Consider the following 19,805-nt stretch of genomic DNA (forward strand, 5'->3'; position numbering starts at 1 on the left):
CCCTCTTAGGCGGACCGCCACACCTTCGTCAGCCAGAACGTCGGCCCCGAAACCCCACCACTCCACGGGACTTACCCAACTAATCCAACTCATGGAGGCTGCGACTTCGGATATCTCGCATATTGCGCTCCCCCTCGGCGGAGACCTCGCTGCGCTTCCGTTGCGGTCGCACGCGAGCTATCAGCGCGCTGAGCTTCTGTCGGCACTGGACTGGCGCTTAGAAGATGGCCGCCCGAAGGGTCTGCAACCGGGGGTTGCTTGGTGCTCTTCCCACAGAACCAACCTACTGCTCATCAATCTCCACAAGGACGAAAGACTATTTAGTCCCACCACTATGTATCGAGACGTCCCGGTCTCGCCCACGTTGTTCGACTGGGAATCGCAGTCCCGCACTACGCAGGGGTCGAATACAGGGCAGCGATACCTCAATCAGCGGAACGGCGGCACCAACGTCCTGCTCGCAGTCCGGAATGCACCGAAGGACGACATCACGACCGCGCCATTCATGCTGCTTGGCAATGCTGATTATCTATCCCACTCTGGCGAGCGACCCATTCAGATCAGGTGGGAACTCCGCCGTCCCATGCCCGCCGATGTTCTAAGCCAGGCTTCTGTTCTAGGTGTCTAAGGAGTGCATTCGGCAGGTAGAAGAACCGCATCGGCGCACCCGAACTCGCTCATCGGCCACTGAACCGGTCAAGGTGCTTTTTAGTTCTCTCTCGATCAGGCGGGTAGTTGCAACAGCGGTCGGTGGCCACCACTGTCGCCAGATCATCGAACGCACGCTCACAACACCTATTGAATATTCCAAAGCGCGGGCACAAGGCGCTGGGCCGAGCTGTCAGCGCTAACGCAGCGGGCACCCACTCCGCGCGCGTCGGCCAGGCCACGTCGGCGAACGTTATCCGATCCCAAGCGCGGCCCTGACAAGCACGGGGTTGTGCGCATTTCTACCGGCGCCGGCCTTGCTATGGCGCATTAAATGTAAAGCCGCGGTTGCTGCGGCTCTGGTTACCGCCGTGTCGTCAAGGAGAGCGGCGAGGACCTGCAGGTTGGACGCTCGAACGTTGAGGTTGTACGGGCCGGCCGCCTGGTACGGGGCCTCGTCAAGGCTTGAACCAGGATGCTGGCGGAGAAAGCGTATGACCGCCTCATCAGTCATGTCATCACCAAGGAGTTCAATCCCGTTGACCTGCACCCATCCCGACAGGCTGCCGTCCTCCTCCATGTTGATCCGGAACGCTTCTGTCCAGCCAATTGTGAGATTTGACAGTGTCCCCCACTTCGGCTTCACCGGCGGCGAACTGAGCGTCCAGTACTCATACTCGGTCTGCAGGGGTAACGGTAGGCAGCGCTGCATGTACGTACGAATCAATTCGAGTACTACTGATGTGTCAGGTCCGGTGCGTGTCTTCCATGCCTCGAGATCCGCGCGGCCGCTGGCGGACTTTTCCGGCGCCACCAGGACGTTCCCATTCTTATTGAAAGAAACCGCGTTGATAGCAACGGGGTCGGCGAGCCAGTCCGCGCTTGTGCAGTCGTTGTCCGTGAGACAGTCATCCAAAGACCGATGCCCCGTCAGGTAGGTCATTTGCGCCTTGTTCCTGGCAGGCAGTCCAGCCGTCTGGATACTGTCGATAAGCAAACTCTCTTGGTCAAGCAAGTGCCGCAACGGATTGTCCATTGCGCTAGCAACTGGATCAGGGTTAGGCCGAATACTGATTATGTCCTTCCGGAGTGTTCGGTGACCCTTAAGCCTGTCTGCTATCGAGGTCGATTGCCCCAAGTAGCAATCTCCGTTTTCGAATTCAAGAAGGTAGTAACCAGCGGTGCCGTCACCAAGTTCCGCTAGTACTTGCGCAGTCTGCTTGGGCATAGCGGGTTTGACTAAAGCTTTGAACCCGTGAGTCTCAGCCCACTCGTCTACCGCTTTGCGCCGTAGTTCAATCTCTTCGGTGTTAACTTCCGAGTGCGGTTCTACAGTTAGCGGCGCAAGCACTGTCGCTGCCATCAGCCCACCCGTTGAATGACGCTCGTACTTTTGGTCGACGCCTGGGTGGAGCGTCCAAGTAGGTGCGGCTCCGATCGCAACAATCGACATAACCTGCGGATCGATCGGATGAACGGTTCCATCCGCTGCCGATACGTTCGTGCGAGCCAGGTCAAAGCCCCATGGCCTATTAGTGGAGCCGGATGGCGTCCAGACCGTCTCAAAAGTTGCGATCCCGAGTGGCAAGTTCCAGACAGCACACACTGCGGGCGCGCGCTCAGGATCAAGCACCGGAGCAGATGCCTTCATTGAAATGGATGCCAGTGCCGAGTGCCCGCTGGGCTCTGAGTGTTTCAACGTAACCGACCAACCGCCCGAGACGAGGGTCCCGAACAATGAGATCAGTTCTGCATTACCAATCAAAGCTTCGGCGATTTGATCATCGTACATCTCGCCATCAGGAACTCCGGTGGTCCTTAGCGCTGGTGGAAGCAAAGGCATCCATACGGTAAGTGCCTCTATGCCCTTGTCGTCACCTGGACCGCCAGCGTCGGACTTTTCTCCGTTAGCCCACTTCGATCCGTCGTACTTAACCGACCAGGATTCTCCTCCACACTCAATATTTAGGATCAGACTCGCGCCGCTCAGTTCTAGACTCGTCGTTGAATCAATCCCGATGATTGGATTAACGAACAGTTCGTCACGTGTGTCGGTAATGAACGCGCTGCAAGCAGAAGCGAGGGCCATAGTTCTCCAATTATGGTTGGTGAATCCGAAAATCCAAGCTTACCGTTCGCCGGTGTGACATTGTCAAGAGTTCGACGACTGGCGGCCACCAACACGATTCCGAATGCCACCGTGTCTCGACCACGGTGAGCGCATGCAGAGCGAGGGCAAAGTCTCGGCGCGGTCGTTCGCTCGCTCTACCGCCCGAGTTAACGATTGGCCTCGACCATCTTAACTACTGCGAGGTGTTTTCGGCCCGAATTACCCTTGCGAGTCATCGGGCTTGTATATTTAACGGATGCAGATATGCGAGCCCAAGACCGCCTTCATCACTCCCCGTACCACTCTCACAAGTCGCTTTGTTCTCAGCCTCGCGACGGTGGCGACACTGTTCTTAGTATCGGCATGTGGGGGATCCAATAGAAACCCTGAGGGATCTGGCGGCTCGGGTGGCGACAGCTTGATCCAGTCAGCACCAGTTGCGCCGCCAGCGGCCGCAGGGCCGGGCATATATACTTTCGGCTACGAAGGCGCGGCTGGAAGCATTCTGGTACCGACCCCGGCCACCGATCCCCGGTTGATAGAAATCGAATCCTATCGAAAACTCGCAGGGGCCGCACCTGCCACGTATTTCATCGCTGATGTCAACAACATGGCCGGCACGGAGACCCTGAACATGTACCGCGCGATTGTCACGACCGACACGGGCGCTCAGTTCGAAGCCAGCAACATTGGCCACCTTGTCGACGAGTGGCGAGAGGCATTCTCGGTCGATAACGCAGAGGACAGAGAAAAGTACAATATTGGCGTAAACCTCAACAACGACAACATGTTTTACCTCAAACCAGGAGCCAAGGGCACGGCCATCCTTGCGGCCGAGGGCGAGCTAGACGGGTCACCGTCACGGGTATATGTGTCGCCACAGGGGGCGATGGCGGAAGTGGAGGCCACCAAGGCAGCAGGTTGAACCTCACGTCAAACGCAGACCTTCTGGCTCCATAACCACCCTCCGGGTGAACCTCACTCACAAAGAGGCCCCGCTTACGAAAGCCGCCTCCTTCTCAATTGGTAGAGGGAGTCCGGCCAATTCGGCGCCTTCGCCTCGCGCCCACTCCTCGAAGACGAGCCCTTTGGGCCGAGCCCCCGGTAGCGGTGTGACTGGCCCTTGGGCCCGTCCGTCGAGCCCGCGCCGTTCGACCTCCGCAAGTCAGAGCTGGCCGTGCCGGCGGGCATGTGGATGACGCAACGTGGGTTCCGCGACGTCAACCTGGTCATGCGCACCTGGGTCGGCAAGAACATGGCTTTCAAATCCGGGTGGCGGATGATCATCGGGATGCTCGGCGTCAACCGCACCGTGGCCCTGGGCACCGCCCTCGCCGCCCGGTTGCGTCTGCCCGATCTGCACGACCAGGCGGCGGTTCCCGTCGTGTGCTGCTGCGGGCCTCGTCGTCGTCGATCTGACGGCCTGCGACGTTCACCCGCTGCCACCCGTATCTCGACCAGCACACCACGCGTGCCTGCCGTTCAATCCACGGCGCGGCGGATGAAACCGCGCAGCCCGAGGAACATGAACACGGCGGTCGAGACGGCCAGACCGAGGGCGATCCAGCCCACTCCCAGGTGAGGCGACTGCGTCAGAGCGGCTCGCATGCCCTCGGAGACGTAGGTGAGCGGGTTGACCAACGTCAGCACCTGGAACCACCGCAACGTGTCGAGCGACCGCCAGGGGTAGAAGGTCGCACCGGTGAAGATCAGCGGCGTCAGTGCCACCGCGAAGATGATGTTGATGCGATTCGGCGGCACCATCGTCCCCAGCACCAGGCCTATGGAGGCCCCCGCAAAACCGCCGACGACCAGGAGGATGGCGATCATCCCCCAGTGCGCACCGCCGGCCTGCAGCCCGTTGGGCAGGATCAGCGCCGCCAGCGGCAAGATCAACAGCGCCGCGATCAACGACCTGCCGGTGGCGAAGACCAGCTTCTCCGCCCCGACCATCATCGGGGAGATCGGCGCCAGCAAACGGTCCTCGATCTCCTTGGTGTACGAGAACTCGATCACCAGAGGCAACGCCACGTTCTGCAGCGCCGTCAACACGAGCGTCAGCGCGATGATGCCCGGCAGCAGTTGCGTCCCATAGCTCGCGTCGGCCGCGCCGATCTTGGGCAGGACCAGGCCGAAGACGAACAAGAACGCCAACGGCTGCATGAGCGACTGCGCGAGAAACCCGCCGAGCTCGTGACGGAGGGTGTTCCAGATGTCCCGCTGCAACAGTCCCAGGAAGGCGCGCGGACCGGTAGCGCGCGCAAGTGTGGGATGGAGCGCCGCCCGCCCACCCGGTCCCGAATGTCCGCCTGGTCCGGTCATCGCAGCTCCCGCCCGGTCAGGTGTACGAACACGTCCTCCAGGCTGCCCTCGAGCCGGTGGGCATCGGTGACCACGGCGCCGCGTCGTTCGGCGACCGTGATCACCTCGCCCAGTCGGCGGTCGCCGAAACACCGCACACGCCACTGTCCGTCGTCGACCTCGGTGGACTCCGTCTTGCCGAGCTCTGCCAGCAGCGGCGCCGGATCGTCCCGCGAGTCCATCAGGAGCTCGATGCCGCGCCCACCCGGGAGCAGCCCGCGCAGGCCCGCCGGGGTGTCCAACGCGATCAGCTCCCCGTGGTCCACGATCGCGATCCGCCGGCACAGGCGGTCCGCCTCGGCCATGTCGTGCGTGGTGAGCACGATGGTGGTGCCGGACCGGTGCAACTCGGTCACGCGGTCCCACAGGAACAGGCGGGATTGCGGATCCAGACCCGTGGTCGGTTCGTCGAGAAACAGCAGCGGCGGCTCGTGCATCAGCGCGCGGGCGATGAGCAGACGCTGCGCCATCCCCCCGGAAAAGTTCCCCACCTGCTCGCCGGCCCGGTCGGCGAGTCCGAACTGTTCCAGCAGCTCCCGGGAACGGCGCCGCCTGTCCCGCAGGCCCATGCCGAAGTAGGCGCCGTGGAAGGTCAGGTTCTCCAGCGCGGTGAGCGAGCGATCGAGATTGCTCTGCTGCGGCATCACCGCGATCCGTCGCTTTGCCACCTGAGGCTCGGCCACCACGTCGATCCCATCGATCCGTGCCGTGCCGGATGTCGGCTTGACCCGCGTGGTGAGGATGCCCAACGTCGTGGTCTTACCGGCACCGTTCGGGCCGAGGAGTCCGAAGATCTCTCCGCGACCGACTGTGAAGTTCAGGCCCTTGAGGGCGACAGGACCCCGACGGCCGTACTGCTTGTGCAGGTCGCGCACCTCGATCATCGGTTCGCCGCCGCGCCCGTCCGCCCGGGTATCTCCGGGTCTGGTCTGCGGATGCTCGACCACACGATCCTCCGATCACACGACGAGGCGGGCGCCACGCGGACCACTGTAGTGACGAGGGCCACTCCGCGGGAACACCTCGGCTCATGCGTCCCGTGGACGCTGCCGCCCGGTCCGCGCGACCGTGCGGCGCTCACGTCATAGCGGGTGCAGGGCCTCGTCGTCGTCGTCGATCTCTTCTTACTCCGTGGCCAGTCGGGGGAACGAGATCGCCCAGATGCTCGTCGCGTTGCGAGGGGCATGATGACGACGACGACTACGCCGTGGCAGTCCTGCGCCCTGCCGCCGGGCGGGAAGTCGGCACTAGAACGACTGGGCCGCCACCCGAAGGGTCCGGCTAGTTCGCCTGGTTCGGGCACGCGTCCACGGCGACGTTCAGGGTGATGTCGCCTGCTCGCTCGAACGTGAAGGTCACGGGCACGGACGTGCCCGGCACGACGCCATCGTCCAGCCCCACCAGGAAGGCAGAGAACGGCTGATCGGGAGCCGTCGGTTCGTCGAGGTTCTCCACGGGCTGCCCGGCCGCGATCGAGGCCTCCGGGGCGATCGTCAGCGCTTCAGGTGGTGCGTCGATCTCGACCGAGGACGCGGCGGGAGTCGAGATCATTGACAACGTCTCTTCCTCAGTAGCGCTGCCGTTGATCGCCGTGAAGCTCAGTTGCGCTGGAGCGTCGACCTGCAGCTCGCACGAGATCATGTAGGCGGGAACGATGAACACGTTCTCCACAGAAGTCTGCCCGTCCTGCTCACCTCCGCCCCGGTTACTCGACGCCATCTCCTCGTTGTCGGAGGCACAGGCGCCGGAGGCCCCGAGTGCGAGGACCATCGCGGCCGACGCGAGATACCGAGTGACAGTGGCGGTCATGGCCGCCAGGGTAATCAGAGTTCACCGCACCCGGGCGGACTTTCGGGAGGGACCACTTTGACGGGTGGAACTGACCCTGCTATCCGAGTGCGTGCGCGGCGAGGGGCCTGGCAGGGCCCGCTGCCGACCGGAGGGGACACCGCTCGACGGCCAGGAGGCAGACGGCAGCGGTGAGCGCCAGCAGAGCCACCACACCCAGGATGATCGGGCCGGCCGGGAAAGGCAGCTCCTGGGACAGGACGAAGGCGCCCATGAGCAGGACAAAGAACCCGAAGCCCTTGCGTAGCGCCTTCTCCGGCACCACGGAGGTGAGCCGGACCCCGGCGAATGAGCCGAGGATCGCGGCGCCGGTGACCGCGGCGACGAGCGGCCAGTCCAGGCTGACCGAGGTGAGGTAGCCGCCCAGCCCGGCGAAGGATTTCATGGCGATGACCAGCAGCGAGGTGCCGACCGCGGCGGCCATGGGCAGGCCCGCCAGGAGGACGAGGGCCGGGACCACGAGGAATCCGCCGCCGGCGCCCACCAGTCCGGTCGCGGCGCCCACGACCAGGCCGTCGAGGAGGATCCGCCAGAGCGGGTGGTGGTGGTCGTTGCTCTGTCCGTCACGGTCCTTCCGGCCCTTGATCATGGCGCCGGCGGTGGCGATCATCATGATCGCGAAGCCGATCATCAGGACGGTGCCGGGAATGTACCCACCGGCCAGTCCGCCCAGAAACGCGCCGACCATCCCGGCCGCTCCGAAGATCAGGCCCGTCCGCCACTGGACCCTGCCCTTCCGGGCGTGGCCGACGAGGCTGACCAGAGAGGTGGCGCCGACGACGAACAGCGAGGTCGCGATGGCCTCCTTGGGGTCGAGGCCGCCGATGTAGGTCAGTAGCGGGACGACCAGGATGGACCCGCCCCCGCCGAGCAGGCCCAGGGACAGCCCGACCAGGACGGCCAGGGCCACGACGATGAGCATGGTGATCTCCATGGGGGTGCCTTTCTCCGGCGGGGTCGCCGGTGCTGTGGGTGAGGCGGGTCAGGAGCGGGCGGGCAGCGAATCCAGGACGGCGCCGAGCCCGGGCTCCGCGGCCGAGCGGTTCCACGGCATCTTGGACAGGCCCGCGGCCATGGCGCAGGAGTTGCTCGCGGCCGAGTAGGTCAGGCCCGCGCCGATCGCCCCGGCGAGGTAGGCGAACTTCGGCGAGACGAACTTGGAGGCCGTGACGCCGGCCAGGACGAGCGAGCCGGCGACCATGCGGACCTGCCGGTCCATCGCCCAGGCGCCCTTGCCGCGGATCACCTCGCCGCCGGCGGCCTCGTAGCCGGCGATGCCGCCGTCGAGCACGGTCACCGCGTCGGGGTCGACACCGACGGCCTCGAGCCGTTCGTTTGCCTGACGTGCGCGGTTGCCGGACTGGCAGATCAGGACGACCTGGCCGGGCAGGCGGGAGGCGAACTCCTCACCGTGTTCGGCGAGCAGCGGCAGCGGGACGTTGTAGGAGCCGCGGATGTGAACGGAGGAGTACTCGGCCGACGACCGTACGTCGATGACGGTGGGCGGGGTGTCCGAGTCCAGCGCGTCGCGCAGGTCGGCCGGGGCGAGAGTGGGAGCGGTGGTGAGGGTGGGGAGCATGGGTGAGCCGGGATCCTTCGTGTGTGGCAGATGCGGGGTCAGGTGGCGGGGGGCGCCACCGAGCCGGGGGCCGGACGGAGTGTCCTGCCCCCGCAGGTGGGGCGTGTCAGATCAGGCGGTCGCGAGGTTTCGCTCGGACCAGGCGGCGTAGCTGCCCTCGAGCTCGACGACCCGGTAGCCGGCGCGGCGCAGGGCGCTGGCCGCCACCGAGTTGCGGACGCCGCTCTGGCAGTAGGTCACGATCGGGCCGTCGGCCGGGAGCTGGTCGAGGTTCCACAGCACCCGGCCGCCGCTGAGCTGCTCGGAGCCCGGGATGTGGCCGTCTGCGTGCTCGGATTTGTTGCGCACGTCCAGGACCATCGCCGCCTCGAACGAGCCGAGCTCGTCGGGGCCGATCATCTCGGGGGTCACCGTGGGCAGCCCGTCGAGGCTGGTGGTGTAGCCGGTGACCGTGTCGACGCCGACCCGCAGCAGGTGGTCGCGGTACTCGCCGGCGACCTCCTCGTCGGGAGCGAGGACCACCAGGGGCGTGTCCTCGCGCTCGGGGTCGTAGACCCAGGCGCCAAAGGAGGCGGCCTTGTCCACGCCGGGGACGTTGAGCGCCCCGGGGACGGTGCCGGCGTGGACCTCGTCCTGGCCCCGGGTGTCGACGACGACGACCTCGTTCGCCTCGAGCGCGGCCGAGAGCTCGGCCGGGGCGTACTCGCGGAGCGGGGTCAGCGGGCCGAGGACCGTCGGGCCCTGCCTGTTCTGCCGCTTCATCCGGCCGAAGTAGGCGTGCGCGTCCGGCTGGCCGTCGAGCAGTTCGTCCACAAAGCCCTGCTCGTCGTCCCGCTCGACGTACCCGCCCCACCAGGCGTAGCGGCGCTCGTAGCCGACGCTGGTCGACGGCAGCGCGCCCAGCGCCTTGCCGCACGCGCTGCCCGAACCGTGGCCGGGGAAGACCTGGACGTGGTCCGGCAGGGTGACAAACGAGTTCTTCAGGCTGCGGAAGATCTGCTTGGCACCCTCGTAGCGGGTGTCGACCCCGCCCGCGGCCTCATCCAGCAGATCGGGTCGGCCGAGGTCGCCGGAGAAGACGAAGTCGCCGGAGAGCATGTACCCGGGGGCATCGGCGAACGCGCCGTCGGTGACCAGGAAGGACAGGTGCTCCGGGGTGTGCCCGGGCGTGTGCACGGCCTCGACGGTGATGTTGCCCAACGTGAGCTTGTCACCGTGGTGCAGTCGCTCAGCCTCGAAGCGGTACTGCCAGTCATCCCCGCCCTCGCCGGAGACGTAGACGCGCGCGCCGGTGGCGGCCGCGAGCTCGCGGGTGCCGGACAGGTAGTCGGCGTGGATGTGGGTCTCGGTGACGGCGGTGATGGTCATGCCGTGCTGCGCGGCGAGGTCGAGGTACTCGCGGATGTCGCGGCGGGCGTCGACGACCACGGCCTCGCCTTTGGACTGGCAGCCGATGAAGTAGCCGGCCTGGGCGAGGTCCTCGTCGTAGATGCGTTCGAGAAGCATCGAGATCTCCTTGTTGATCGGGGTTCCCTGCGGTGGGCGTGCCACGAACTTACATACCCCGTGGGGTATATGCAAGATGCCCCCCGGGGTATAAAGTGGTGAGATCGCTCACCGTGTCTGACCATCAAAGGAGCCGTCCATGACCTACACCAGCGCCATCACCGTTCCCCTGCCCTACGAGCAGGCCGTGGAGCGCACCCGCGCCGCCCTGGCCGACCAGGGCTTCGGGATCCTGACCGAGATCGACGTCAAGGCGACCTTCAACACGAAACTGGGCCCGGAGGCCGCCGAGGCCGTGGGCGACTACGTGATCCTGGGAGCCTGCAACCCCGGCCTGGCCAGCAAGGCCCTGGCCGCCGAGCCTCAGCTCGGCGCCCTGCTGCCGTGCAACGTCGTGGTTCGCCGCGGCAAGGACGATGAACAGACCACCGTGGAGGCCATCGACCCGCAGACCATGGTCCAGCTCAGCGGCAGCCCCCAGGTGCGTGAGGTCGCCGACGACGCCGATGCACGGTTGCGCGCAGCCCTGTCAGCGATCAGCAAGGCTGGTCCTGAGGACAGCTGAGGCCTGCCCCTGACGAGGACCCAGGAGCTGTACCTGCCCGCCGAGGGTGAAGTCCGTCCGGTCCGCCTGCCCGGGCGGCGGCTCCCATTTCGTGCAGGTGCGGGCCTCGTCGTCGTCGATCTCTCACGGCCCCGCACCGTCTAACCCGTTACGCCCCGTGCGGGCGCGTAGAACGAATGGCATGGCCATGTCCATAGCTCTCGCACTCGTACGGGCTGCTCATCCCCTTCCGGGTCTTGCCGTCACCGTGCTCACCGCGCTCCTCGCAGCGAGCATGGGCGTGAGCGCGCAGACCACGATGGTGCTCGTCGTCGCTGTCCTCAGCGGTCAGCTCGTCGTGGGATGGACCAACGACGTGCGTGATCGCGAGCGTGATCGTCGGGTCGGCCGCCGCGACAAACCGCTGGCGACCGGAGAGCTCTCGGTCGGGCTGGTGCGTTCGGCGATCGGCGTCTCAGCCGTGGCGTGTGTGGTCGCGTCGCTTCTGTGCGGACCCGGTGCCGGCCTTCTTCATCTCACGCTGGGGGTCGGCGCAGGTCTGGCGTACAACTTCTCGCTCAAATCCACCGGGCTGTCCTGGCTCCCGTACACGCTCGCCTTCGGCAGCCTGCCCGCCGTGGTGTCCCTGTCCCGGGACCCGTCCGCTCTGCCGCCGTTGTGGATGATTGCCGTCGGCGCGCTGCTCGGCTTCGCCGCGCATCTGCTCAATGCCATGCCCGACCTCGCCGACGACGCAACCACCGGGGTCCGGGGATTCCCTCACCGGCTGGCGCCCACCACGGTTCCGACCGTGGCAGCGCTGACGCTCGTCGCCGCATCCGTTGTCGCCGTCTTCGGCAGCCGCACGCCACCGACGGCTGGTCAGTGGATCCTGTTGTCCGCGGTGCTCGTGCTGGCGGTGGCGGTGACCCGCACTACGGGAAAGCGGCCGTTCTACGCGGCGATCGTCATCGCAGGAATCAACGTCGTCATGCTGCTGATCGGTTGATGCCGGCCGGCTACTCCTAGAGAAAGTCGGAGATCCACTGGCGGATGTCGGCCAGGGTCCGATAGTGCCCCGTGGGGTGGTGGGATTCGGATCGGCGTCTAGTCAGGCGCAGTGATCAACGAGTCGTTGCTGATCGTAGTCGCCACCGGTGTCGAGGGCGCGTTGCTTCGCGGCGATGACTCGTCGGAGTTGTGCCATCGAGGTCTCCGAGAGATAGCGACGTGAGACCTGCCATTCGTCGTGCTGGTCGATGACCACCGAGGTCGCTAGCCGCAGGAACGCGGCCGGGTTGGGGAAGATCTCCACAACGTCCGCGCGGCGCTTAATCTCCTTGTTCAGGCGCTCGATCGGGTTGTTGGACCAGATCTTCTGCCAGTGCCCCTGCGGGAACGCGGTGAACGCCAACACGTCGGTCTTGGCCTCGCGCATCATCGCGGTGACCTTGGGAAACGAGTCGGCGAACGTGGCGGTGACCTGGTCCCATTGCTCGGCCACATCGGCGGGCTCGGTGTGGGCGAAGATCGTCTTGACCGCCGCCGTCACCGCCGGCGCGTGCTTGGAGGCGACCGCTCCGTGCAGGTTGCGCATGAAGTGCACCCGGCACCGCTGCCAGGAGGCGCCCACGAACTGCTGCGCCACGGCCGCCTTCAGCCCGGCGTGAGCATCGGAGATGACAAGGTGCACCCCGGTCAGGCCGCGGGCCTTGAGCGAGCGTAGGAAGTCCGACCAGAACTCGTACGATTCACTGTCGCCGACGGCGGTGCCGAGGACCTCGCGGGTGCCGTCGATGGAGACCCCGGTGGCCACGACCATGGCGTGGGAGACCACGTGCGCACCGATACGAACCTTGCAGAAGGTGGCGTCGGCGAACACGTACGGGAACTGCGTGTGGGACAGGGTCCGGGTGCGGAACTCCTCGACTTCGGCGTCCAGATCGGCGCAGATCCGGGAGACCTCGGACTTGGAAATGCCGGTGTCGACCCCGAGGGCGCGGACCAGGTCGTCCACCGCCCGGGTGGAGACGCCGTGTACGTAGGCCTGCATGATCACCGCGTACAGGGCGCGGTCGATCCGCCGGCGGCGCTCGAGCAAGGCCGGGAAGAACGAGCCCGAGCGCAGCTTGGGGATCTGCGCCTCGATGTCGCCGACCGGGGTCGAGACCGTCTTGGAGCGGTGCCCGTTTCGGTGCGTGGTGCGGCCCTCGGTGCGCTCGTAGCGGTCGGCGCCGATCTTCGCCGCGGCTTCGGCCTCGATCAGTGCCTGCAGGCCGGCCCGCACCAGCTCGGCGAACATGGCCTGAGGATCAGCGGTCAGCAGTGCGTCGAGCTGGGCGTGTACGCCAGAATGGGAATGGGTCATCGCGTGGTGTGTCCTTACTGTGAGCTACTTGGCGGTAACTCATTGACCACTATCGATGGCCCACCCTCTTCAGCGGACCGCCACGCCCTCGTCAGCCAGAACCCCGGCCCCGAAACCCCACCACTCCACGGGACTTACCCAGGGTCCCCGTATCCACCTGACCAGTGCGGCCGACCACACGCTGGCGCGCGATGGTGCGCACCTGCTCGGTCATCGCCAAGGAGTCGCGTTCGAGCTCCTCAGTCGCCTGCCGCTTGAGCAGATCCCGGAGCTCACGATCGACCTTGATCGTGGTGGCGGACATACCCGAGGTATACCGCTGGTCATACCTTCGGGTTGCGGGCCTCATCATCGGCTCGTTCACCCATTGACCCCCGTCGAGGAGGCCACGGGACACCCTCGCGGAGCGGCAGCCGCGAAATGTGAAACCGTGGTTTCATATCCGGGTGACCAACGTGACCCCCGCTCCGCGCGGCCAGTGGGTGCTCCTGAGTTACCGGTTGCCCCGGGAGCCATCGACACCTCGGATCGCGTTGTGGCGCAGGCTCAAGAAGCTCGGGGTCGCACAGTTCGCCGACAATGTCGTCGCTCTCCCCGACGACGCTCGGTCTCGAGAACACCTGGAATGGCTTGCTGTCGAGGTCCTCGAGTGGGGTGGCGAGGCGGGGGTCTGGATCGCGTCTGCGACCACCCAGACCCAGGAGCTCCAGCTCATCGAGCAGATGCGGTCCGCCCGCGCCCTGGAGTACGCCGAGTTCACCACCCAGGCTTCCGCAGCTCTCGACACATCAGAGGCCGAGCGAGTGATAAGCCTGCGAAGACTGCGCAATCAATGGCGGCAGATCACGCGACGGGACTACTTCCCTCCCCTCGAGCGCACCTATGCTCACGCGGCGTTACGACACCTTGCCGACCCCAACGCCCAGACAACCCAGGGACCCAAGATGGAGGAATCACTGTGAGGTGGAGCATTCGCGCCGGGATTCACATCGACCGCGCCGCCTGCGCCTGGCTGATCACCCGGTTCGTCGACCATGAGGCTGAGTTCGTGTTCGTGGCCGGACCCGATGACGTCCCCCCGGACGCGATCCCCTTCAACATGCGCGGCGTGGACCTTTCGCACCACAACGGCGACTGCACCTTCGAGACGATCCTGCGTCGATACGACCTCGCCGATCCGGTCTTGTGGCGCATCGCCGAGATCATCCACGAAGCAGACCTCGAAGAGGATCGCTACGACGCCCCCGAAGCCCCCGGGCTCGACACCATTCTTCGCGGACTGTCGCTAGTCGGCGATGACCAGCACACGATGGCCATCACGACGCCTGTCTTCAACGGTCTCTACGAGTATTTCCGCCGAAGCCTGCTCGGGGGAAACCCGCGTGAAACTGCCCCATCACAGCCGAGGAACTCAGCCTTATGACCAGTGAGAACTCCGCCGATACCTCCACCGCTGCCGGAAAGCCTTCAGCACGAGTCGGACCGCCGAGCAACGACGCCGTCTCACTTCGCCTGGCACTGCGCACCTGGTTTGCTATCAGCCTGCAGACCTTCGGCGGACCGGCCGGACAGATCGCAGTGATGCAGCGCACCCTCGTCGATGAGAAGAAGTGGATCGGCCAGAAGCGGTTCCTGCACGCACTCAACTACTGCATGCTTCTTCCCGGCCCGGAGGCGCAGCAGTTGGCGATCTACACGGGTTGGCTGCTCAACGGCACACGGGGCGGCATCGCCGCAGGCAGTCTCTTCGTTCTGCCGGGCATGGTGTCGATGCTCGCCCTTTCGGCGATCTACGTCGCATTCGGCGACACGACTACCGTCACGGCGATCTTCGCCGGCCTGGCACCCGCTGTGGTGGCGATCGTCGCCCAAGCCGTACACCGGGTCAGCACCCGCGCCCTGGCCACCCGTGCGCTCGCACTGCTGGCAGTGGGCTCGTTCATCGCGCTGTTTGTCTTCGCCCTCCCCTTCCCCGTCGTGATCGTTGCCGCTGCCGCCATCGGGTGGTTGATCGGACGCCTCCGGCCCGACGCACTACAGGGCAGCGTCAAACCCCGACCCGCCGCTGCTGCCGAACCGCCGCCGCTCATCCCCGACGACGTCCTCCACTCCGAGCGACCGACCACACGACGCGCAGGGATGGTGCTGGCGATCGGGATCGCCGTGTGGGGGATACCGCTGCTCGCAGTTGCCCTGCTCACCGGCACCGACAGCGTGTTCACCACCCAGGGGATGTTCTTCACGGGCACAGCGCTGGTCACGTTCGGCGGCGCTTACGCGGTCCTGGCGTACGTAGCTCAGCGAGCCGTCGAGGTCTTCGGCTGGCTCGCTCCCGGCGAAATGGTTCGCGGTCTCGCCTTGGCCGAGACCACTCCCGGTCCGCTGATCATGGTCGTGCAGTTCGTCGCCTTCGTCGGCGCCTACCGCAACCCCGGCGATCTGGACCCGTGGATCGCAGGCACTCTCGGCGCTCTGATCACCACCTGGGTCACTTTTGTTCCGTGCTTCGTGTTCGTGTTCCTCGGCGCCCCGTACATCGAACAACTCCGCAACAACAAGGCACTCTCCGCAGCACTGACCGGCCTCACCGCTGCCGTCGTGGGTGTCATCGCGAATCTCGCTCTCTACTTCGCCTTCCACACGTTGTTCGCCACCACCACTGGACTGCATTGGGGCCCGATCCGATTCGAACTGCCCGACCTGTCCACCTGGCAACCCGTCAGCACCGCCATCACCCTCATCGCGTTGATACTGGTCTTCCCACTGAAGTGGCCAGTTCTCCGCACACTGGGAGTATGCGCAGCACTCGGCGCGGCAGCAGCGGTGGCCGGACTTCCCCTACCGTGACGACGATGCCTCCGGAAATCCCTTTCGGGCTGCGGGCAGGCCTGGTCGTCGTCGATCTCTCACAGTGCCGCCACGTCTGACCCCGCTACTTAGCGACCCTGACCTCGACCAACTCCCACTGCCTGACCGGGCCGGGGGCGTGGGCCTGGCACATCGTGAAGATCGGCTCCGAGTAGGTCTCCCGCAGCCACACCTCGATCGGGCCGCTCGGGCCCTCCAGCGTCACCTCGACGTGCCCCTCCGACTCGACCTCGCGCACGGGGGCGAAGGCGTCGATGCGGTCGTCGGGCACCACCGCGCGGGCGTGATGCTGGGCGCTCTGCACGGCCGCCGAGTAGCTGCTGCGTCCGCGCAGGTACCGCTCGTCCACCCGGCCCTCGGTGTAGCGCGTGACGATGTCGGCCGGATCCTCCGCCTGGTCGACTCGGCCGTAGAAGAGCCCGTGCGGCAGGACGAGCATCGTCGCGGCAAAGCGATCCCCGCCCAGGTGGGAGCACTCCCAGGTCGCCTCCGGATGCCGCTCGGCGATGCGCGCCGCGGCCGCGCGCCCGCGCACGGCGCAGCACTGATCGTGTTTGCCGTGCGCACACACCGCGACCAGGGATTCCTTGCTCAGTGTGCCGGCGGAGCCGTCGAGGGGGATCTCGGCGTAGCCGACCGGCCCATCGACCTCTCCCCACCGCAGTGACTCGTGCCCGGGGCGGGCGTCGGCCAGGGCCCATCGCCAGCGTTGCTCATCGGGGTGACGACGACGACCCGGTCTGCGGATCGCGGCCACCCGGACGTCGGCCTCCTGGGCGCGCCCAGCGATCTCGCGACCCAACTCGGGCTCGAGGAGGGCGGGCGAATCGAGCAACGCCGAGTATCCCCACGGGCCGGCCAGCTCGACCATGAGCCAGCGCAGCCCCCTGGAACCCGATCCCTCCAGGGGATCGCCGCGGTTCAGCGAGGAGACGCTGCACGGTTCCCAGTCGGCAGGCCTGATCACAGCGCCACCAGCACTCCCTCTCGGAGCAGCCGGCGGAGCAGGACCAGGCCGTCGGCGGCGTCGAGGCCGGGCAACGCGCTTGCCGTGACGGGGTTGCCGTCGAGCGCTGCGCGGAGGGCAGGGGCGCAGATCGCCGGGAAGGTGAGGGTCTTGGTGGGCAGCGTCAGCCGCACGGGGTCCGGGCTGCTGTTGTCCGAACTGCTGGTGTCCGAACTGCTGGTGTCCGGGCCGCCGGTGCGGGCCGCGTTGCCCGGGCCGTCACAGCGCACCGCGCCGATCAGCCCCTCGCGCCAGCACAGTGGGGTGTCGGCGTCGAGGGCGGCCACGGCGTCGAGAGTGGCGAGCGGGCGGACCGCCACGGGCCGAGTCAGGTCCTGGTACTGCCGGGCGAGCTCGGCTCCGGCGACCACGCTGAGCTGCTCCTGCTTCTCCGTAGCCAGCCGGGCGATCGCTGCGAGGACCTCGCGGGTGTGCTCCTGAGTCTGGGCGGGGTCGGTCAGGGCGACCCCGAGCGGCAGCGATGCGCGCAGTTCCTCCTCGGACGCCAGCGCCTCGAGCGCGGCCCGGACGACGTCGTGCCCGGTGAAGGGGGCCACGCCCACGGTGAGGTGGATCGAGGTCTCGCCCTGCGCCTCGGCCGAGTGCACCCAGCCGCGCGGCAGATAGAGGCAGTCCCCCGGCTCGAGCACCGCGTCGATGACCGGCTCGTCCTTCGCACGCGCGGAGATCGCCTCTCGGTGATCGGTCCACGGCTGGTCGGCGAGCGGGTGGTGGTGGACGGGCTCGTGCACGCGCCAGCGCTTGGTGCCGGACACCTGGAGCACAAAGACGTCGTGGACGTCGTAGTGCGGATCGAACCCCCGGTTGGCGGGTGGGGTGATGTACGCGTTGGTCTGGGCCGGGTGGCCGACATCGGAGGTCATCGCGCGCGCAAAGTCGATGATCGGCGGCCAGAACCGGTGCAGTCCCTGCAGCACGATCGTCGCCCCGGCGGCGAACTGCGTGAGGACGCCGTCGGGGTCGATCTGATCGGGAATCTGCGCGCCGAATCCGGCGGCGCGGGTGAAGCACGCCCGGTCCACGAGCGTGCCCTCCCGCGCCATCCGGACGAAGGGTGTGCGTACCCCTCGTTCGGCGATGATCTCGTCGACCATCGCAGGCCCGAGCAGATCGGAGAAGTCCCGCGGCAACTGCGCCGCGCGGCTCAGCAGGGGCTGCCGGCCCCAGATCTCCGCCGCGAACTCATCCTGCCCACGTGCGACGCACCGCTCAAGCACCAGCGATCACTGCGTGCCGTCGGCGCCACCGTCAGCACCGTCCGGGTTCGAGCCGCCGTCAGCGATCCCTTCGCCCGCACTGGCCGAGCCATCCGCGCCGCCGTCGTGGCCGTCCGGGTTCGAGCCGCCGTCAGCCAGGCCCTCACCCTCGCCCTTCATGTGGTGCGCGGAACCGTCGGCGCCGCCGTCGTGGCCCTGGGGGTTGGAGCCGCCGTCGGCGACTCCCTCGCCTGAGGCGGGGGTCGTGGTCATGTCGTCGTCGCTAAGAGCCATCTGCGATCCTCTCGTCGGTGCAGGCGCTGGCCTACACAGATTCGTGTGATGTCGCCACGCGCTCGGACCGTGGGTCCGGACACGATGGATGCTGCGGTTCCCACTATGCCACCGGAGTACCCGAGGCGAGGCCCAGTCGAAGTCGGAACCGGGACCTGAGTTTCCAGGGCCGGGGGCCGCCAACTGTGGGCCATGACCGGGCCGTGGGCGCCGCCCGGGCAGGCGCGACCGGGGCGGTCGGGGCGGTCGTCGGGGACAGTTGAACCATCGCCCAATATCACACAGTGTTGTAACACTGTTAGGTGACTGTGGCCTCGCACCGCAATGCCTGGTCACAGCCCCTGCGGAGTGCGATTCGGATACGAGGTAGGCCTTGAGCCGCCTGTTTTCCGGTCGCGCCCCCGAGGGGGGACTCCTAGCGTGCAGAACAGCACGATCCGACGACGGAAGGAGTCTGAAATGATCGGCAAGGAATCACTCGATCGCCTCAGCGGCGCGACCATGTATGACAGCGCCGGGGACAAGATCGGCAAGATCGGAATGCTCTACCTCGACGACAGCAGCGACCAGCCCAAGTTCGCCACCGTTTCGACGGGCCTGTTCGGGACGTCCGAGAGCTTTGTCCCGTTGCAGGGCGCAGACATGGACGGCGACGACCTACGTGTGGCGTACACGAAGGACCAGGTCAAGGACGCACCCCGGGTGGACGCGGACGGCCACCTCACCCCGGAGGAAGAACAGCGCCTCTACGAGCACTACCAGCTCGACGACGGAGGTACGCGCGGCGACAGGGCCGGGCACACCGACACCACCGCGGGTGACCGCGATGTGCACAAGGCGGGTGCCGCAGGCACGGCAGGCGCGGCAGGCGCGGCAGGCGCGGCAGGCGCTGCCCGGTCGGACGATTCGCGCCGGGGCGGGCGCGATCACGAAGGGACCGAGACCGTCACCGCCCACGAGGAACGACTCAACGTGGGCACCCGCACCGAGGAGACCGGGCGCGTCCGGCTCCGCAAGCACACGACCACCGAGAACGAGACCGTCGAGGTCCCGGTCTCCAAGGAGAAGCTCGTGGTCGAGCGGGAGGACGTCGAGGGCAAGGTCCGCAAGGGCGGTCTCGACGACACCGCCGACTCCGACCGCGATGAGGAGATCATTCTGCGCGAAGAGCGACCGGTGGTGGAGAAGGAGACCGTGGAGCGCGAGCGCGTCAACGTGGGCAAGGAGAAGGTGACCGACACCGAGACCGTGTCGGAGGAACTCCGGACCGAGCACGTGGACGTCGACGGCGATACGACGGAGGACCGCCGGGGTCGCGACGACAGGACGGATCGTCGCTGACCCCGCTTACCAGCTCGGCAATGACGGGAGCCGCCGCCCGGTCTGCTCGACCGGGCGACGGCTCCCGCCGTGTGGCGATGCGGACCTCGTTCGCGTGGTGCGGCGAACCGTTGGT

The 19,805-nt window shown here is 66.6% G+C and carries 20 protein-coding genes; 8 read left to right on the forward strand and 12 right to left on the reverse strand.

Annotated elements, in window-relative coordinates:
* Window positions 1–91 precede the first annotated feature (91 nt).
* Entirely contained in the window at window positions 92–628 is a 537-nt protein-coding gene (locus R4P08_RS18590) for a DUF3427 domain-containing protein (RefSeq protein WP_411741237.1), read from the forward strand.
* Window positions 629–901: 273 nt separating this feature from the next.
* Here R4P08_RS18590 and R4P08_RS17610 read toward each other — a convergent pair whose 3' ends face one another.
* Window positions 902–2,737, reverse strand: coding sequence for a hypothetical protein (locus tag R4P08_RS17610; RefSeq protein ID WP_317815174.1), 1,836 nt, complete (start codon window positions 2,735–2,737; stop codon window positions 902–904).
* A gap of 358 nt (window positions 2,738–3,095) precedes the next feature.
* On the opposite strand from R4P08_RS17610, the gene R4P08_RS17615 reads away from it, so the two are divergent.
* Complete coding sequence (locus R4P08_RS17615; protein WP_317815175.1) at window positions 3,096–3,683, forward strand: hypothetical protein; 588 nt, start codon at window positions 3,096–3,098, stop codon at window positions 3,681–3,683.
* Between the two features lie 557 nt (window positions 3,684–4,240).
* On the opposite strand, the gene R4P08_RS17620 is transcribed toward R4P08_RS17615, so the two are convergent.
* From R4P08_RS17620 to R4P08_RS17645, 6 genes are all read right to left on the reverse strand, one after another.
* Window positions 4,241–5,080, reverse strand: a complete 840-nt coding sequence (locus R4P08_RS17620) for an ABC transporter permease (protein WP_317815176.1) — start codon at window positions 5,078–5,080, stop codon at window positions 4,241–4,243.
* Complete coding sequence (locus tag R4P08_RS17625; RefSeq protein ID WP_317815177.1) at window positions 5,077–6,066, reverse strand: ABC transporter ATP-binding protein; 990 nt, start codon at window positions 6,064–6,066, stop codon at window positions 5,077–5,079. Before R4P08_RS17625 ends, R4P08_RS17620 begins: the two co-directional genes overlap by 4 nt.
* A 334-nt stretch (window positions 6,067–6,400) precedes the next feature.
* Window positions 6,401–6,928 carry a hypothetical protein gene (locus R4P08_RS17630; RefSeq protein ID WP_317815178.1) on the reverse strand — a complete coding sequence of 176 codons (528 nt, stop codon included), beginning with the start codon at window positions 6,926–6,928 and terminating at the stop codon, window positions 6,401–6,403.
* 79 nt (window positions 6,929–7,007) lie between these two features.
* Window positions 7,008–7,901 carry a sulfite exporter TauE/SafE family protein gene (locus R4P08_RS17635; RefSeq protein ID WP_317815180.1) on the reverse strand — a complete coding sequence of 298 codons (894 nt, stop codon included), beginning with the start codon at window positions 7,899–7,901 and terminating at the stop codon, window positions 7,008–7,010.
* A 48-nt stretch (window positions 7,902–7,949) separates the two neighbouring features.
* A complete protein-coding gene (locus tag R4P08_RS17640; RefSeq protein WP_317815181.1) occupies window positions 7,950–8,546 on the reverse strand; it encodes a rhodanese-like domain-containing protein in 597 nt (198 codons plus the stop codon).
* A 111-nt stretch (window positions 8,547–8,657) separates the two neighbouring features.
* The gene (locus tag R4P08_RS17645) at window positions 8,658–10,052 is read right to left on the reverse strand and encodes an MBL fold metallo-hydrolase (RefSeq protein WP_317815182.1); all 1,395 of its coding nucleotides are present in this window, start codon (window positions 10,050–10,052) and stop codon (window positions 8,658–8,660) included.
* A 139-nt stretch (window positions 10,053–10,191) separates the two neighbouring features.
* Between R4P08_RS17645 and R4P08_RS17650 the strand changes: the two genes are divergently transcribed.
* On the forward strand, window positions 10,192–10,617 hold the full coding sequence (locus R4P08_RS17650; RefSeq protein WP_317815183.1) for a DUF302 domain-containing protein: 426 nt from the start codon (window positions 10,192–10,194) through the stop codon (window positions 10,615–10,617).
* 187 nt (window positions 10,618–10,804) lie between these two features.
* Window positions 10,805–11,605 (forward strand): UbiA family prenyltransferase, encoded by an 801-nt coding sequence (locus R4P08_RS17655; RefSeq protein ID WP_317815201.1) that lies wholly within the window; start codon window positions 10,805–10,807, stop codon window positions 11,603–11,605.
* 102 nt (window positions 11,606–11,707) lie between these two features.
* On the opposite strand, the gene R4P08_RS17660 is transcribed toward R4P08_RS17655, so the two are convergent.
* The gene (locus R4P08_RS17660; RefSeq protein WP_317815184.1) at window positions 11,708–12,964 is read right to left on the reverse strand and encodes an IS256 family transposase; all 1,257 of its coding nucleotides are present in this window, start codon (window positions 12,962–12,964) and stop codon (window positions 11,708–11,710) included.
* Window positions 12,965–13,055: 91 nt separating this feature from the next.
* On the reverse strand, window positions 13,056–13,268 hold the full coding sequence (locus R4P08_RS17665; RefSeq protein WP_317815185.1) for a hypothetical protein: 213 nt from the start codon (window positions 13,266–13,268) through the stop codon (window positions 13,056–13,058).
* A gap of 151 nt (window positions 13,269–13,419) precedes the next feature.
* On the opposite strand from R4P08_RS17665, the gene R4P08_RS17670 reads away from it, so the two are divergent.
* From R4P08_RS17670 to chrA, 3 genes are read left to right on the forward strand one after another with little or no spacing between them, the layout of a single operon-like run.
* Window positions 13,420–13,926 (forward strand): Chromate resistance protein ChrB, encoded by a 507-nt coding sequence (locus R4P08_RS17670; RefSeq protein ID WP_317815186.1) that lies wholly within the window; start codon window positions 13,420–13,422, stop codon window positions 13,924–13,926.
* Window positions 13,923–14,387, forward strand: a complete 465-nt coding sequence (locus tag R4P08_RS17675) for a chromate resistance protein ChrB domain-containing protein (RefSeq protein ID WP_317815187.1) — start codon at window positions 13,923–13,925, stop codon at window positions 14,385–14,387. Before R4P08_RS17670 ends, R4P08_RS17675 begins: the two co-directional genes overlap by 4 nt.
* Window positions 14,384–15,811 (forward strand): chromate efflux transporter, encoded by a 1,428-nt coding sequence (gene chrA, locus R4P08_RS17680; protein WP_317815188.1) that lies wholly within the window; start codon window positions 14,384–14,386, stop codon window positions 15,809–15,811. The genes R4P08_RS17675 and chrA overlap by 4 nt, the downstream gene beginning before the upstream one ends.
* An 85-nt stretch (window positions 15,812–15,896) precedes the next feature.
* Here chrA and R4P08_RS17685 read toward each other — a convergent pair whose 3' ends face one another.
* The 3 genes from R4P08_RS17685 to R4P08_RS17695 form a co-directional block, all read right to left on the reverse strand.
* A complete protein-coding gene (locus tag R4P08_RS17685; RefSeq protein WP_317815202.1) occupies window positions 15,897–16,703 on the reverse strand; it encodes a sucrase ferredoxin in 807 nt (268 codons plus the stop codon).
* 92 nt (window positions 16,704–16,795) lie between these two features.
* Window positions 16,796–18,076 (reverse strand): cupin domain-containing protein, encoded by a 1,281-nt coding sequence (locus R4P08_RS17690; RefSeq protein WP_317815189.1) that lies wholly within the window; start codon window positions 18,074–18,076, stop codon window positions 16,796–16,798.
* A gap of 6 nt (window positions 18,077–18,082) precedes the next feature.
* On the reverse strand, window positions 18,083–18,349 hold the full coding sequence (locus R4P08_RS17695; protein WP_317815190.1) for a BatC protein: 267 nt from the start codon (window positions 18,347–18,349) through the stop codon (window positions 18,083–18,085).
* A 459-nt stretch (window positions 18,350–18,808) separates the two neighbouring features.
* On the opposite strand from R4P08_RS17695, the gene R4P08_RS17700 reads away from it, so the two are divergent.
* Window positions 18,809–19,690 carry a YsnF/AvaK domain-containing protein gene (locus tag R4P08_RS17700; RefSeq protein ID WP_317815191.1) on the forward strand — a complete coding sequence of 294 codons (882 nt, stop codon included), beginning with the start codon at window positions 18,809–18,811 and terminating at the stop codon, window positions 19,688–19,690.
* Window positions 19,691–19,805 lie beyond the last annotated feature (115 nt).

This window comes from Rhodococcus sp. IEGM 1408 (assembly GCF_033142235.1).
In the GTDB taxonomy this organism is placed as follows: Bacteria; Actinomycetota; Actinomycetes; order Mycobacteriales; family Mycobacteriaceae; genus Dietzia.

What these genes read in the sequence shown, in the direction of transcription:
- R4P08_RS17660 (WP_317815184.1), bottom strand. Translation starts at nt 12,964, where the DNA reads ATGACCCATTCCCATTCTGGCGTACACGCCCAGCTCGACGCACTGCTG.
- R4P08_RS17635 (WP_317815180.1), bottom strand. Translation starts at nt 7,901, where the DNA reads ATGGAGATCACCATGCTCATCGTCGTGGCCCTGGCCGTCCTGGTCGGG.
- R4P08_RS17685 (WP_317815202.1), bottom strand. Translation starts at nt 16,703, where the DNA reads ATGGTCGAGCTGGCCGGCCCGTGGGGATACTCGGCGTTGCTCGATTCG.
- R4P08_RS17655 (WP_317815201.1), top strand. Translation starts at nt 10,805, where the DNA reads ATGTCCATAGCTCTCGCACTCGTACGGGCTGCTCATCCCCTTCCGGGT.
- R4P08_RS17620 (WP_317815176.1), bottom strand. Translation starts at nt 5,080, where the DNA reads ATGACCGGACCAGGCGGACATTCGGGACCGGGTGGGCGGGCGGCGCTC.
- R4P08_RS17630 (WP_317815178.1), bottom strand. Translation starts at nt 6,928, where the DNA reads ATGACCGCCACTGTCACTCGGTATCTCGCGTCGGCCGCGATGGTCCTC.
- R4P08_RS17650 (WP_317815183.1), top strand. Translation starts at nt 10,192, where the DNA reads ATGACCTACACCAGCGCCATCACCGTTCCCCTGCCCTACGAGCAGGCC.
- R4P08_RS17640 (WP_317815181.1), bottom strand. Translation starts at nt 8,546, where the DNA reads ATGCTCCCCACCCTCACCACCGCTCCCACTCTCGCCCCGGCCGACCTG.
- R4P08_RS17700 (WP_317815191.1), top strand. Translation starts at nt 18,809, where the DNA reads ATGATCGGCAAGGAATCACTCGATCGCCTCAGCGGCGCGACCATGTAT.
- R4P08_RS17610 (WP_317815174.1), bottom strand. Translation starts at nt 2,737, where the DNA reads ATGGCCCTCGCTTCTGCTTGCAGCGCGTTCATTACCGACACACGTGAC.
- R4P08_RS17645 (WP_317815182.1), bottom strand. Translation starts at nt 10,052, where the DNA reads ATGCTTCTCGAACGCATCTACGACGAGGACCTCGCCCAGGCCGGCTAC.
- R4P08_RS17695 (WP_317815190.1), bottom strand. Translation starts at nt 18,349, where the DNA reads ATGGCTCTTAGCGACGACGACATGACCACGACCCCCGCCTCAGGCGAG.
- R4P08_RS17665 (WP_317815185.1), bottom strand. Translation starts at nt 13,268, where the DNA reads ATGTCCGCCACCACGATCAAGGTCGATCGTGAGCTCCGGGATCTGCTC.
- chrA (WP_317815188.1), top strand. Translation starts at nt 14,384, where the DNA reads ATGACCAGTGAGAACTCCGCCGATACCTCCACCGCTGCCGGAAAGCCT.
- R4P08_RS18590 (WP_411741237.1), top strand. Translation starts at nt 92, where the DNA reads ATGGAGGCTGCGACTTCGGATATCTCGCATATTGCGCTCCCCCTCGGC.